Raw genomic sequence first — 15,001 nt, 5'->3', positions numbered from 1 at the left:
CTCTGGTTTAAAGATTTTCTGTGTTGCATGATTTTTTTTGACAAAGGTAGGCGTCTGGATCATGCCAGGAAAGATGTCATTGCTGGGGTGGATACTCTTCAACGAAGATAAAAACATCACAAATCTCCTGGAAAGAACTACTTGTAGAGAGAATAATATCCCAATGCAGGTAACACTTCGTTGGCTCAACATCCTGAAAATATGGAACTTTACCCGTCCCAGGGAAAGTCACCACTGCTCCAAGAGATGCCAACTCATCCAATAAATACAACAATTTAGTTCCGTTTTCCAACACATCAGGGCCAGGCGTGAAATGGATAAAATAAGTCACCATTCCATTCCCCTCTGACTGCGGATTCCCCTCACTCTCCATCCCAACCTGAGAGGTTATTTTCTTTGCCCCCTCTCCTGCAAATACAGCGATCTCTTGTTTTACAGCTTTGGTTCGGATATCGATTTCGACACTTTCACTTTTCTTTTCGTCCAACAAAACTCTTAAAAGGTCAACCGATTTTAATGTCAATGAAATCAATTCATCTGAAACCTCAAGATCCCCGCGCCTGACCAGGTCATATATCGTCTCCAGATCATGAGTAAATTCACTAATTTTATCAAAACCAAACATACCTCCGCCACCTTTCAGGGAGTGCATAGCCCTGAAAATTTTCTCTACCAAATCATTCTGCAGTGGATTCTTCTCTAATTCCAGGAGAGCCTCTTCCATATCGACAATATGGTCAAATGCCTCCTCTTTAAACCGCTTTCTAAATTGTTCAAAATTATTATCCATAAATAACCTAAAATGTATCAAAAGGGAGGGGTACCAAACGTTCCTTTAATCACCCATCCCACAATGTTTGGTTTTACTTTTATTGGAATTTCAACGGAATCCGAAACTGAAAAAGAGAACCCGTTCCTGAGGAAGATTGAACCATAAGTCTGCCTCCCAATAACTCCACCAACCTTCGGGAGACCGAGAGTCCCAGCCCAAGACCGTTCTGACTATGGTATGATTGCATAGGAACCTTTTCAAAAGGCAGGAATACCCTCTCCAAATCCTCTTTGGCAATACCCGGCCCGTTGTCATCTACCGAGAAACAAATCCAATTTCCCTCTCTTATGCCTCCTATTTTTACCAGACCACTATCCGTAAACTTAAGAGCATTATGAATAAGGGCATGCAATACCTGCGTCAGCTTACTGGCATCACTCTGAAAGGATTTGTCAAGAAGGCCACTGTCAAGAGAAAACGACAATTCATTCTCAGTTTCATTGGCAAAAGGAGCAAATGAGAGCCGAAGTTCTTCGAATAAAGCAGGCAGATCCACCTGTGAGTATTGAATCTGCACCTGCCCGGTTTCCAACTTTGAAACAACAAGAATATCATCTATCACAGACAGCAATCGATTTGTACTCTGAATAATTATATTCAGATAGATATCCTTTTCTTCAATGTCCAAATCGGGTGTTTTAAGTAACTCTGCAAACCCCAGAATGCCATTCATCGGGGTTCGCACCTCATGACTCAGATTGGAAAGAAACGCTGATTTCAGACGATTGCTTTTCTCCAATTCTTTCTGAGCCTCTTCCAGTTGCTGTTTTACATCACAGAGACTCTCCTTTGTCTTTTCACGTTCACTGAAATCTTGCCAAGCAGCAAGAAAATTATCGCCATTGGTATTCCTGAAGTTCAAATTCATTGTCGTTTAACATTCGTATTCACAAGATTCCTGCATCTCCCTTATCAACCGAGATGCCAGGCAAGACAAAAAGCTAAACAACAACCCCTTAACAACAATAGCAATCACTTTAAAACACAAAAAACCACGATATTTCGTTTTTTATCCGAAATATCGTGGTTTTACTAACTAAAAAAGACAGTAATTACTTGTCCCTTTTTATTCCAATTTTTTTCATTCTTGAATCCAATGTATTAGGGTTTAACCCCAGAAGTTCAGCGGCTCCTTTTTTGCCCCGAACTTTCCAGTTGGTCAATCGCAGAACCTTCAGGATGTACTTCTTTTCCATCTCTTCAAGAGACATCAAAGACTCAGAATCATCCCCATCCTCAACTATCGTTTTAAAATTATCCCCTACTATTAATTTCTGGCCCGGGCTCAATATATGTGCCCTTTCTACAACATTCATTAACTCCCTTACATTGCCGGGCCAATGGTAAGCCATCAGTTTATCCATCGTACGGCGGGGAATCGAATTTATCTTGTTCCCGGTTTGCCTGTTTAATCGATTCACAAAGAACTCCACCAAAAAAGGCACATCTTCTATTCTGTCACGCAAAGGTGGAAGTACTATGGGGATGGTATTAATCCGATAAAACAGATCACTTCGAAAAGCTGATTTCTTAACTTCCTCATCAATATTCCTGTTGGTGGCCGAGACCAATCGAAAATCTGTCTTGATTATTTTATTTCCTCCCAGACGTTCAAACTCTTTTTCCTGAAGCACCCTCAAAAGTTTGGTTTGAAGATTGAGTGGCAATTCCCCTATCTCATCAAGGAAAAGGGTTCCTTTGTTGGCCACCTCAAACTTACCATGTTTTAAGTTCATCGCTCCGGAGAAGGCCCCTTTTTCATAGCCAAACAATTCACTTTCGACCAAAGGCTCCGGAAGGGTAGCACAATTAATACTAACCATCACCTCCTCTTTTCTCCTGCTCAATTTATGCACCAGCCTTGCAAACAACTCCTTACCAGTCCCTGTTTCTCCAATCAACAATACAGAAGCATCAGATTTCGCCACACACTCAATCTCCTTCAAGACTTTCAGCATGGCTTTACTTTTTCCAACAATTTCACCCGGCTGCACCATTCCTGAAAAATCTTCTTTCAGCATTATCTTTTCTTCTTCCAGAGCCTCTTTCAGTCTGGCAACTTTATCCAGTGCGAAATGAAGTTTTTTGTTTTTCTCTGTTAGATCCTGAACCAACAGACTATTTTCCTTGCGCAAAAGAAAAGCTTCGTGTGCATTGTAAATGGTTTGTTTTAATTCCTCAATACTCCACGGCTTCAGCACATATCTAAAGATACCACCTAGACTTATGGCATCGCGCATTGCTTCACTGTCATCATAGGCGGTTAAAATAACAATGGGAATCTCCGGACGAAATTGCATCACCTTACGCGACAATTCCAATCCGGTAATTCCGGGCATCCGCTGATCGGTAATAAGCACGGAAACCTCTGGATCCTCAACAAGCTTCAGCCCTTCATACGGATTGGAAGCGACAACAATCCCGAACCAGGGCCTCAGGCTCAACCTAAAAGTCAACAAGTTATCCGGCTCATCATCTATGTATAATATCTTAATCTTTTCCATCTCCTCGCCTGTCGCTAAATATTACCTTTTTCTTTCACACACCGAATCAAAAATCTATTCAACCGGTAACAAAACACGAAATATCGTACCTTTGTTTGCAAGGCTTTCAAAATTTATCTCTCCACCATGCATTGATATGATTGAGTGAACAATCGAAAGCCCCATACCGGTTCCCTCATTCACCGTTTTTGTCGTAAAGAAAGGATCAAAAACTCTGTTTTTAATTTGATCCGGTATTCCATCTCCATCATCACTAATGACAATCATGATTTGTTTTTCATCATTTCTCATGCTTGTTGATACCTCAATCGACCCCCTCTCCTGAATCGACTGAATCGCATTCATCAATAAATTCAAAAAGACCTGACTCAACTTTCCGGGATAACATTTGATTTTCGGAATCTCTCCAAATTTGCGGTCAATCGTAATGTGATTTTTATACTTATTCCTCAGGATGGTTAACGCAACCTCTATCAACTCATGCACATCAGCAAAACTTTTCTTTTCAGGATCCATTCGGGAAAAAACGCGAAGCCCTTTAACAATTTCGGACGTTCGCTCCACGCCTGTATGCATGGATATAATTAACTGCTTCATATCTCGAAAGAGATCCCTCAGCTGTAATGACTTCTCAACATTCTTTATCTCTCCTGCCAAAAACATCTCCTGAAACAACAGATCGATTTCTTTCATTACGACTTCAATTCCCTGAGTGCCGCTACTTATAAAGTTCAGCGGGTTGTTGATCTCATGGGCAATCCCTGCGGACACAATTCCCAAAGAAGCCATCTTTTCAGATTGAATCAATTTGTCCTGGGTACGCTTTAACTCTTCAAGTGTAGCTGCCAGTTCCTCCTTTTGTCTGGAAAGTGCTTCATTCAAGGTAGATAATTCTTCATTGGAACTCATCAGTTCTTCATTTAACTGATCCAGTTCACGGGTTCTTTCATCTACCAGCCTCTCAAGATCATTACGATGAACCAACAACTCTTCTTCCATCTTTTTCATGAGGGTAATGTCCTGGTAGCAACAAAGCACACCTGTAACCTCATTTCCTGATTTAGAAAAAAGAGGAACTACACTGGCCAGTATATATATTCCTGAAACGGTACGTGCATTTAACCATGCCTTAAAATTAAGCATCGGCCTTCCACTGGTTATCACATCCTGAAATATCTTCTGAAAAAAGATCAACTCTTTGGCATCGAAAAAGTCATGATTTGTCTTACCAATTAATTCCTCCTCCTTATCCAGCTTAACATCTTTCAGAAATGCTGCATTACCTCCCTGATAAACCAAATCTTTACTTTTCCAAAAAACCCGGACAGGAACACTATTGATAACCGTTTCCAGAAATTTTTGTATAGCCAACACCCGTCTTTGCGCTGTCACCCGCTCTGTTTGATCAAGACCAATTAAAATCACACCATTAACAACACCTCCATCCCGCAAAGGGGTCAATAAAAATCGATAAAACTTACTTTTCCCCTTTAACCTTATCTCCTTTTCAATATCAACAGACTCCCCTTGCCACGCTTGTAAAATAAACTCCCCTAAGTCAACTCCCGGATTCTCATTCAAGAGAAAATCCTTTACCTTTTTACCTGTGTAACTACCCCATTTCCTTTTAGAAAAGGCACTCTGACTAATGACTTTTTCCTGTAGATCCAAAACCCATAATTCAAAAGGCAGACTATTTACAATACTAGACAACAAGTTCTCCCGCTCTGCAAGTTTTCTCACAAGGGCTTTGTTTTCAGAAATATCTTCCACCATCCCTATCAGCACAGAGTCTCCAGACCTTTCCTCCCGATATTTTGATATAGACAACCTGACAAATATTACTTTTCCATCTTTCTTTTTGAACTGAACCTCCTCAACAATAATTCCTGTAGCTGCTTCAGTTTTCCGCAGTATTTCTCTTCTATCTGATACATTCAGATACAAATCGGTTCCAATATCCCTGACATGATGCTTTATATCATCAACAGAGTCATATCCAAGAATGGTTGCCAGTCTCTCATTTAAGTCAACAAACTGACCTCCCCCTGTTGTCAGAAAAATGCCCAAAGGAGCATTCTCAAATATTCTTCTAAATCTTTTAAAATTAAAGTCCATCCCTACATTTAAAAAAAAGTTTACGCCTTTAAGAAAGTTTTGGTTACTTTCTTAACAAAAAACTCCTTGCTTTTTATTCAAATTAACACTTTTACAGTTTTTGGACATAAAAAAACCCGGGAAATAATTTCCCCGGGCCTGATTTATATTAATACCACAGCAAATCACTCATCCCCCTCACCGGTCATTTCAATATCCATAAAGAAGCTCGCTTCTTCTTGCCATGGAACCAGAGGAGATTCATAAAAATCGATACCCATAGCTTTCATCCGATCCCGGTGTTGACCAAGACGGACTCTGTACTCATCCCATCTTCTGTTTTCGGTAGCTGTCCAACCGATCTCTGCAATCCCGAGAATCCGCGGGAACATCAGGTATTCAATATCATCCAGCGTTTCGATCGTTTCAGCCCACAAAGGAGCCTCCACTCCTAATATATCTACTTTTTCAATTCCCTCGACCAGGTGCACGGGATCCCAGTTGTAAGCATCATCCACTTCGGAAGGCCCGGCCCAATCCAGTCCCAGGCGACTATTTTCGTCATATTTCATATCGATATAGGCATGTTTGGAAGGAGACATCAATAATTTAGCCCCTTTTTGAACGCCAAGAAGAGCATTCTCTTCTTTCGCCCAAAACTGCACGACATCTGTTTCATCCAAATCGGCATGAGCCACTTCGTCCCAGCCAATCATCTGCTTCCCATGGGACTTGACAATCTCCCGGGCACGACTCATAAAATATTCATAATCCTCCTGCTCCGTTGAATGAGATTCATCCCCACCAATATGAAACCAGGGGCCCGGAGTCATCTCTGCAATTTCACGCACTACATCATTCACAAACTCATAAGTAATCTCTTTGTCGGTGCATAAGGTACTGAAACCAACTTTCATTCCGGTATATAATTCAGTGGCCTTTCCATCACAATTCAATTCAGGATAGGAAGCCAAAGCCGCATTGGTATGTCCCGGCATATCAATCTCAGGTACAATAGTAATATGCTTATCTCCTGCATACGCTACAATTTCCTTGTAATCTTCCTTGGTAAAAAAGCCTCCTTCACCACCACCAACTTCAGTACTGCCTCCATGAGTAGTCAAATTAGGCCATGACTCAATTTCAATGCGCCATCCCTGATCATCTGAAAGATGCAGGTGAAGTGTATTAATTTTGTATAATGCCAGATAATCAATGACCTTTTTAACGGCAGGCACATCAAAAAAATGGCGGGCCACATCCAGCATCATCCCCCGGTATTCATATTGAGGCCAGTCGCGGATAATCCCAGTGGGTATCAAAACCGGTGATTGAAGTTCTCCTGTTTTTTCTACCTGGGAAGGAAGTATCTGCCTAAGTGTCTGAATGCCATAAAAAACCCCTTCCGCAGATAAAGCTGTTATGGACAACTGTGTTTCCTGAATATCCAACACATAACCAGATGCCGGTAAAGGTTGCCCTTCAGCCGCCTTTTTAATCATAATGCTATTCCCAAACCAGGCCGGCTTGTCTGCCTCCTCTACCTCAAAATCATGGCCGGTGGCATTCCTGAGCATTTCAGCCAGTCGAAGCGCCTCATTTTTAAACGATTCGTCTCCTTCCTCCACGCGGATAGACACCTCCTCGTCAAGAACAAAGGTCTGATTGGTAGCCATCACAGATGCAGGTAAAGGAATAACACTATGTTGTGTGAGATTGGTAGGGGGGTAGGTTTCTTTGCAGGAGCTTGTTGTCAACATAAGGACACCCGACAAAAAGGTTGCTAATACAGAATTTCTTAAATCCATAATCATTTTTCTATTTTTACAGTCTGAATTCAAATGTGTCTAAAAATAAGATATTATGGTGGTTTTTCCCAATGCAAAAATAAATCTGGGATTGTTTGTCACAGAAAAAAGAGCTGACGGTTTTCACAATATCGAAACCGTATTTGTCCCCGTTCCCGGTTTCAATGATGTCCTGGAAGTTCTGGAAAACAAAGAGAGCCAAAAAGATATTCTTACTACAACAGGGATTCCCACCGATACATCCGACGAGAGCAATCTGGTGATGAAAGCGTTGAAGCTAATTCGGGAAGACTGCCTCATTCCTCCTCTAAAAATTCATCTGCACAAGAATATTCCCTCGGGAGCCGGGCTTGGTGGAGGATCCTCAGATGCCGCATTCATGCTTCGGCTGCTGAATGACCAGTTTCATCTGAAACTTCAAAGTGGCCAACTGGAAGAAAAAGCTGCTATTCTGGGGGCTGATTGTGCTTTTTTTGTCCGTAACCATCCGGTTTTCGCCGAAGGTATTGGCAATAAATTCAGCCCGATCGCTACCAACCTGCAAAATTTGTGGATCATGTTGGTGATTCCTCCCATCCACCTTTCGACTCCTGCAGCTTACAAAAATATTACGCCGAAACAACCGGAAAAATCTTTAAAAGATATCCTAAAGATGGAAACAGGTGCCTGGCCGGAAAACCTCATCAATGATTTTGAACCAAATGCCTTTCACAATCATCCGAAACTGATGGAAATCAAAAATCGTTTGTATGCTGAAGGAGCCTTATATGCAGCTATGTCGGGCAGTGGGTCAGCTATGTTCGGATTGTTTGACGCAAAGCCGGAAATAGAGTGGCCACGGGAATACAGAGCCTGGGCCGGGCAACTGCAGAAGAGTGATGATGGGAAAGATTGAAGCTGAGGTTGAGAATGAGGAAAAGTATGAGAAGATATTTACCAATTAAGCCAACAGATCCGGGAATCGGTTCTTTAAAATTATTCAGTTGAAATTATTCAGAAAAAGCCGGCACCAACCCAAAACTATTGTTTAAAAATGGGGAAAACCCCTGACCAACAGCAGGAAAGCCCCTTCTCAACCTCAACCTCAGCTTCAGCCTCCGCCGCTCAATACTTTGCTACCAACGGCATGCGACGCCCTACACCAAAGGCCTTCCCTGAAACACGGAGAATCGGGGCAGTCTGAAAACGCTTGTATTCATTGAAATTGACCAATCGCACAGCCTTACGCACCACTTCCTTATCAAAACCTTCCTCAACAATGCTTTGGGGAGAACGATTCAACTCAATATATCGGAACAACACTTTATCCAGTACATCGTAATCAGGAAGAGAATCTGAATCTTTCTGATCGGGACGTAACTCTGCAGAGGGGGGCTTTACAATGGTATTTTCAGGAACCATCTCCCCGTCTTTATTCAGGTATCTCGCCAGTTTGAATACATCAGTTTTGTAAACATCTCCAAGCACACTCAGGCCACCGTTCATGTCACCATATAAGGTACCGTAGCCCACCGCTGCCTCACTCTTATTTGAAGTATTGAGCAGAATATGCCCAAACTTATTGGAATAGGCCATCAGCAACAACCCCCGGATACGGGCCTGGATATTCTCTTCGGTAACATCAGCCTCACGTCCATCAAAAACAGGAGCCATAGCGTTCTCCACACTTTGGTAAACATCTTTGATAGCTACGGTATGCGTACCTATTCCCAGATTAGCGGCCAAATCTTCTGCATCGCTCACACTGTGTCCGGAACTATACTGAGAAGGCAATAAAATACCATGGACATTCTCTGCTCCCAAAGCCCTCACTGCCAGAGCCGCAGTAACGGCAGAGTCAATCCCCCCCGATAAGCCTATAACCGCCTTTTGCAACCCGGATTTTCGAAAATAGTCCCGAATCCCAAGAACAATGCCGTCATGAATCAGTTTTATCGGATCGGTCTCAAACAGATTATCCGAAGCTACATCATCAATGCTATCGGTTTCTACATCCACAACACCTTCCTTGAAAGTGGGAACTCTGTGCGTGATGTTTCCTTCACTGTTGACCATCATGGAGCCACCGTCAAATATCAATTCAGTATTGGCCCCAATCTGATTGACATACGCTACCGGGACACGGTACTCGGCTGCCTTTTTGCAAACCACCTGCTTTCGAACATTTTCCTGATGATAAGAAAATGGAGATGCCGCAATATTCACCATAAAATCCGGTTTCAGAGCAGCCAGTTTTTGCATGGGAGAAAGTGTGTAAAGATTATTCCTTGCAAAAGCTGCTGCAGTAGGCTGATCATCCCATAAATCTTCACATATCGTCAAAGCAATTCGTTTCCCTTTGTAATTTACCACCCTGAAATCCTGATTGGCCTGGAAATAACGATACTCATCAAAAACATCGTAATTGGGCAACAAAGTCTTGTGAATGGTCTCTTTTATAACTCCGTCGGCCAGGAAATAAGCAGAATTGTGCAATTGTTTACCACGAGCCTGTGGGTTGATACTCGGACCTCCCACCACCGCAGCAATTCCCTGACAGTGTTTGGCAATATCGTGAATGGCTGCAATGGCTCCTTCCACAAACTCCTGCCGGGTCAGCAAATCCAGCGGAGGGTATCCACAAACAGCAAGTTCTGAAAAGGCCACCAGATCAACGCCCCGCTCTTTAGCTTCCTCAATGTGGGCTATTATTTTGTTACTATTCTCCTCGTAATTCCCAATGTGGTAATTCAACTGTACCAGGGCCAGCTTCATATTGTTCAATTTTTAAAATAGATGTGTAATTAGTGTCTGTCCGAAAAGTACCATTTACTGCGTTACGCTTGTCCGAAAAGTACTCATTTACGAAAAAACAGGCAAAATGCAAACAGGGTGAAGACCTGAGAGCAATAGCCCGGGGACAACTCCACTCTCTCATTATTGGTGGCGTCGCCATCAATAATGAGAGGGAAAGGAATTCCTTAAAACGGATCAAAAGATAAACCCGATTTCAAACACCAATCTGCCAAGGGTGGTTTTATCATCAAAATAGGGCTCGTCGGTAATATCAAGAAACCCATTATGATAGGTCAGTCCAAACATAAATGCATTGGAGCCCCCAATAGAATATTCTAATCCACCCCCAAGATGGTAGCCCAAATCGAATAGCCGAACCTGCTCATTGATGTTATTGTCATTATCATCTTTCGCTTCAATGTTTATTTGAGGACTTAACCCAAAACGGCCATAAATATTAAACCTTCTGAAATCATTGGAGCGAAGTTTCAACCCTAAAGGAATCTCCAGGTAGCGCAACTTATAGTCTTTATCGCCCAATTCCGGTTCGGGAATATCGGCATTTTCAACATCTGAATATTTCAGTTTACCTCCGGTAGTATTGATGGTCAAGCCGGTAGAAAAAGCATAATTCTCCGCGAAGAAACGGTCTAAAACAATTCCGAAGTTATACCCCCCCCGGCTTCCTCTTGACTCTGCTCCATCCACATCAGGTCTCAGCCATGAGAACTGGGGTTCTACTACAAACGACAATCGGATACTGTTGGCTTCCTGCCCCTTAACTGAACTAAAAACAATCAGAATAAGTCCCAGGCTTAAAATTATTTTCTTCATAAGATTCTTCTTTTATCGGGTAAAACAGAAATGGAACTCTGTATAACAATTCACGTTAAAATTAATATCTTAGCAACTATTATTCCAATAATTAACCGTAAAGATAAGTCAAATCAGCCACTTTTACAGTAAAGAGCAATTTCGCATGAAGATTTTACCATTTCTGTTTGTTACAGCACTCCTGTTTTCAACCGGTTGCGGGCATAACGCTACTGCACCGGATGTTTCACACATTCCGGTGGATTTTAAACTGATTCCTTTTTATGAGGATCTCTTCTCCATTCATCCCGACAGCATTGCTAAACAGACCACATCACTAAAAGAAAAATACGGCAAATATCTGGATGCCTATAGCGAAGGTGTCATTGAAGTTGGTAACCCCGACTCTGAGGAGTTCGTTCAAAATATGTCCCGATTCCTGGCATATCCACCCAACCAGGAGGTCGTTGATACCTGCCGCAAAGTCTTTTCAGACAAGAAGTCACTCAAAAGTAAGTTAGCAAAAGCCTTTCAGTACTACCAGCATTATTATCCCAAGCGCCAGGTTCCGGATGTCTATTTGCATATCTCAGGGTTCAATGAATCGATGGTGGTTGATTCAGGCTGGGTATCCATCAGCGTGGAGAAATATCTGGGCAGTGATTGTCAGTTTTATGAATGGCTGGGAACACAGCAGTATTTGCGTAACCGGATGATTCCGGAAATGGTGGTTCCTGATGTAATGAAAGCACTGGCAATGACAGAATATACCTACAATGATTCCATCGACGATCTGATTAGTCAGATGATTTATCATGGTAAAATGCTACACTTTGTAAAACGTACCATTCCGGAAATCCCGGATACCTTGTTGTTTGGCTACACAACCAGAGAAATGAACTGGAGCATCAAGAATGAGGCGTTTATGTGGTCCACCATAGTTGAACAAAAACACCTCTTTTCCACCGATCCCATGTTAATCAGAAAATATGTGGGCGAAGGGCCCTTTACAAGTTTCTTTGGACAGGAATCGCCGGGCAGAACCGGCCGTTTTCTGGGCTATCAGCTCATGCAATCCTGGCTTGAGGAACATCCTGATGCCTCGTTTCGGGACATGATGTCACAAACCGACCCTCACCGCATACTCGCCAAAGCAGGATATCGTCCATGATAAAATCATGACAATATGGAAAAAAAATCGTCAGTGAAAATTGGAATACTCCAGTTTGCTCCGGTTCCCGGAGATATTGAGGCCAACATAAAGAAAATCGACGGGTTACTTGAATCAAATCCGCATTCCGATATCATGGTGTTGCCGGAACTGGCCTCCTCGGGCTATAATTTCAAGTCGCGGGAGGAAGCAATAAATTCATCGGAACCAATCAATGAAAGTCGTTATGTAGATTTTTTAATTCAAAAAGCCAGGGCACTCAACACTTGGTTTGTTTCCGGCATCAATGAACGCGAAGACGACAAACTGTTCAACAGTGCAGTATTGGTCAGCCCGAATGGAGTGGAAGGTATTTACCGCAAAATGCATCTTTTCAACAGGGAAAAAATATTCTTTGAACCAGGCAACTCAGGTTTGCCCATTTTCGAAACCCCTTTTGGCATAGTCGGGATTTTAATTTGTTTTGACTGGATGTTTCCGGAACTGTGGCGTGTACTGGCTCTTAAAGGAGCACAAATCATTTGTCACCCTTCCAATCTGGTGCTTCCCTTCTGCCAGTCTGCAATCCCCGGATATGCCCTGACGAATCGCATTTTCGTAGCAACCGCAAACCGAGTGGGCAAGGAAAGAGACCTGACTTTTACGGGACAATCTGTGTTGGTAAATCCAAATGGGGAATATTTGCTGCGTGGCGACCACCAGAATGAAGAAATTTTGTCTGCAGACATCGAGCCGGAACTGGCGGAAGACAAGCAAATGACACCACTGAATGATGCATTTGAGGACAGACGCACCGATTTCTATACGGTTGACACCCGAGAGGATCATGCAACAATGAAAAGAGAGAAAAAGATCCTCAGACGGAAGATTCAGAAAAGGAAAAAACAATACAACGAAGATCAACTCAAAACCATTGGCCAGGATGCCATGACCCAGTTGGAAAAGACCCCTGAATTCAAAGCAGCAAAAACCATCTTCATTTATTGGTCGCTTCCGGATGAAGTTCCCACACATGAACTTATCGAAAAATACAGAAAAGAAAAACGCTTTATACTGCCCCGCGTGGTAGGGGATTACCTGGAGCTCCGTGAATTTACCGGGATAGAATCATTGGAACAGGGAAATTCATTCGGCATTCAGGAACCTACCGGTATTATTTTTTCAGATCTATCCTCCATTGATCTGGTTGTTGTTCCGGGACTTGCATTTACCCGCAACGGGCATCGGCTTGGAAGAGGGGGCGGCTATTACGACCGCACACTTCCCTACCTGGAGAATGCAGCAAAAATTGGCGTTGCATTTCCGTTTCAGATGGTCGCCAGAGTGCCTTTTGACACCCATGACATACCTTTAGATAAAGTAATTGCAGCCAACAAAGACCACTAAACAAAAAAGCCTGCTCACATCTTTGCGAACAGGCTTCTTTTGTTTTTTATAAAACCTTATGCAGGATGAATAGCCTCAGTAGGGCAAACATCAGCACAAGAACCACAATCGGTACACAACTCGGGATCAATTTTATAGATCTCACCTTCAGAGATAGCATCAACAGGACACTCATCAATGCAGGTACCGCAAGCAATACAGTCGTCGTTAATTACGTATGCCATTTTTCTTTCTTTTTAATGATTAGATGATTTTTCAGAAACAAAATTATCTGCTTTTTTCCTTTAAAAAAAAAGAAACCTGTCTAAATAAGGTTATTTGTACATGTTTTAAATAATATACCTCCCTAACTCCTTGTCTGAATAACAAATACCCTAAAATCCCCCTGAGTTTTCAAAGCATAAGACAACATTTCAATCCCCATACTCAAAGACCTCATAATCAAGCTTCCGCAAAACACAAGACAATTACGCTGTAAACATTGACAGACAAAGTTTGCCTTAAAAATTTCGTAACACCGAAAATACTGGAACACAATCTACGCATTCACCAGGATGCCAATCTTTCATTTTGTTTACTGTTTCCCTTACCGGCTTTCCAATATTCTGAAAAACACCCTTTATTGCCTGAAGTTTTCCATTCAGAAAGGGAACCCTATGATTCAGAAAACCATGTAACATTTTGGAGCATTGGAGACAAAGTTTTGTTATATTGATGAAAATTATATGTAACTCTATTGAGGGCCAACAAGATTGTCGTATACATTTTTTGGAAATGAATATTGTTTACTTTTCGATGAATAATCTTTTTATAGAGTAAGCCTTCGGCCTTGCGCATATTGTAAGCACCCGTATTCTGCCATTACTTTGATGGCAAAAAATGAGGATGACATTATCAACATTTAAGCAACTCTTTCAGGAGTATCAGGAATCGAGTCTGAACATAAAGGACTTTTGTGCTAACCAAGGCTTAGCCCCTTCAACGTTTTACTACTGGAGAAACAAATTAGAAGAGACATCGCAACATCAGCCTTTGAGTTTTGTCCCCTTGGTGTTTGATTCTAACCAACAAGCTACTGAGAGGCGGACAATCCAAGCTCCCATAAAAAGTTCTCACGCCCCAGGGAATAATGCCCCCATTGAGTTTGTGTTTCCTAACGGCACAAAGATGGTGTTAAGAGACAATATCGATATGGAGTTACTAAAAGCGATTGTTCACTTATTCGACTGAGGCCAATGTTTCATTTACATAGTAAGCTAAAGTACTTTCTTTATCCTGCGCCGGTAGATATGCGCAAAAGTTTTTACACCCTTAGCGGTATCATAAAGTCGGAGATGAAGCGCGACGTTCAAAACGGAGAAGTTTTCATTTTTGTCAACCGGAGGCTGACCACCATGAAGATTCTTCATCTGGAACACGGTGGACTGGTAATCTACCACAAGAAGTTAGACGGTGGTGTTTTTAAATTGCCCAGCTTCGATGAAAGCCTTACGTCACATGCCATCGGGTGGCACGATCTAATGATGATTGTAAAGAATGTGAAGCCCAGAAAACATGTCCTGAAAAGGCGACAAAAAGAAGCATCTTTTCAGATTTTTTAGATAGAAATAATTGG

General features: G+C 42.1%; 13 protein-coding genes. 5 read left to right on the top strand and 8 right to left on the bottom strand.

Annotated features, from left to right (window positions below; genetic code table 11):
- Positions 1-76: 76 nt before the first annotated feature.
- From BY457_RS16280 to BY457_RS16260, 5 genes are all read right to left on the bottom strand, one after another.
- On the bottom strand, positions 77-790 hold the full coding sequence (locus BY457_RS16280) for an Hpt domain-containing protein (protein ID WP_106154388.1): 714 nt from the start codon (positions 788-790) through the stop codon (positions 77-79).
- 79 nt (positions 791-869) lie between these two features.
- Positions 870-1,694, bottom strand: a complete 825-nt coding sequence (locus tag BY457_RS16275; RefSeq protein WP_219885174.1) for a sensor histidine kinase — start codon at positions 1,692-1,694, stop codon at positions 870-872.
- A gap of 190 nt (positions 1,695-1,884) precedes the next feature.
- The gene (locus BY457_RS16270; protein WP_106154386.1) at positions 1,885-3,336 is read right to left on the bottom strand and encodes a sigma-54-dependent transcriptional regulator; all 1,452 of its coding nucleotides are present in this window, start codon (positions 3,334-3,336) and stop codon (positions 1,885-1,887) included.
- A 54-nt stretch (positions 3,337-3,390) separates the two neighbouring features.
- Entirely contained in the window at positions 3,391-5,454 is a 2,064-nt protein-coding gene (locus BY457_RS16265) for a PAS domain S-box protein (RefSeq protein WP_106154385.1), read from the bottom strand.
- A gap of 164 nt (positions 5,455-5,618) precedes the next feature.
- Positions 5,619-7,241 (bottom strand): beta-N-acetylhexosaminidase, encoded by a 1,623-nt coding sequence (locus tag BY457_RS16260; protein WP_258176772.1) that lies wholly within the window; start codon positions 7,239-7,241, stop codon positions 5,619-5,621.
- 55 nt (positions 7,242-7,296) lie between these two features.
- Between BY457_RS16260 and ispE the strand changes: the two genes are divergently transcribed.
- Complete coding sequence (gene ispE / locus BY457_RS16255) at positions 7,297-8,136, top strand: 4-(cytidine 5'-diphospho)-2-C-methyl-D-erythritol kinase (RefSeq protein ID WP_106154383.1); 840 nt, start codon at positions 7,297-7,299, stop codon at positions 8,134-8,136.
- A 209-nt stretch (positions 8,137-8,345) separates the two neighbouring features.
- Here ispE and BY457_RS16250 read toward each other — a convergent pair whose 3' ends face one another.
- Positions 8,346-9,995, bottom strand: coding sequence for an NAD+ synthase (locus tag BY457_RS16250; protein WP_106154382.1), 1,650 nt, complete (start codon positions 9,993-9,995; stop codon positions 8,346-8,348).
- Positions 9,996-10,211: 216 nt separating this feature from the next.
- Positions 10,212-10,850 (bottom strand): porin family protein, encoded by a 639-nt coding sequence (locus BY457_RS16245; protein ID WP_106154381.1) that lies wholly within the window; start codon positions 10,848-10,850, stop codon positions 10,212-10,214.
- 145 nt (positions 10,851-10,995) lie between these two features.
- Between BY457_RS16245 and gldB the strand changes: the two genes are divergently transcribed.
- Positions 10,996-12,000, top strand: a complete 1,005-nt coding sequence (gene gldB, locus BY457_RS16240) for a gliding motility lipoprotein GldB (protein ID WP_106154380.1) — start codon at positions 10,996-10,998, stop codon at positions 11,998-12,000.
- A 15-nt stretch (positions 12,001-12,015) separates the two neighbouring features.
- Positions 12,016-13,386 (top strand): 5-formyltetrahydrofolate cyclo-ligase, encoded by a 1,371-nt coding sequence (locus tag BY457_RS16235; RefSeq protein WP_106154379.1) that lies wholly within the window; start codon positions 12,016-12,018, stop codon positions 13,384-13,386.
- 56 nt (positions 13,387-13,442) lie between these two features.
- Here BY457_RS16235 and BY457_RS16230 read toward each other — a convergent pair whose 3' ends face one another.
- Complete coding sequence (locus BY457_RS16230) at positions 13,443-13,610, bottom strand: DUF362 domain-containing protein (protein ID WP_010663521.1); 168 nt, start codon at positions 13,608-13,610, stop codon at positions 13,443-13,445.
- A 661-nt stretch (positions 13,611-14,271) separates the two neighbouring features.
- Between BY457_RS16230 and tnpA the strand changes: the two genes are divergently transcribed.
- Positions 14,272-14,616, top strand: coding sequence for an IS66 family insertion sequence element accessory protein TnpA (gene tnpA, locus BY457_RS16220; RefSeq protein ID WP_106154377.1), 345 nt, complete (start codon positions 14,272-14,274; stop codon positions 14,614-14,616).
- A gap of 5 nt (positions 14,617-14,621) precedes the next feature.
- Complete coding sequence (gene tnpB, locus BY457_RS16215; RefSeq protein ID WP_106154376.1) at positions 14,622-14,987, top strand: IS66 family insertion sequence element accessory protein TnpB; 366 nt, start codon at positions 14,622-14,624, stop codon at positions 14,985-14,987.
- Positions 14,988-15,001: the final 14 nt, after the last annotated feature.

The organism is Marinilabilia salmonicolor (assembly GCF_003003035.1).
Classification (GTDB): Bacteria; Bacteroidota; Bacteroidia; order Bacteroidales; family Marinilabiliaceae; genus Marinilabilia; species Marinilabilia salmonicolor_A.
The sequence above is the reverse complement of the archived record's forward strand: the minus strand, read 5'-3'. Positions and strand labels throughout refer to the sequence as shown.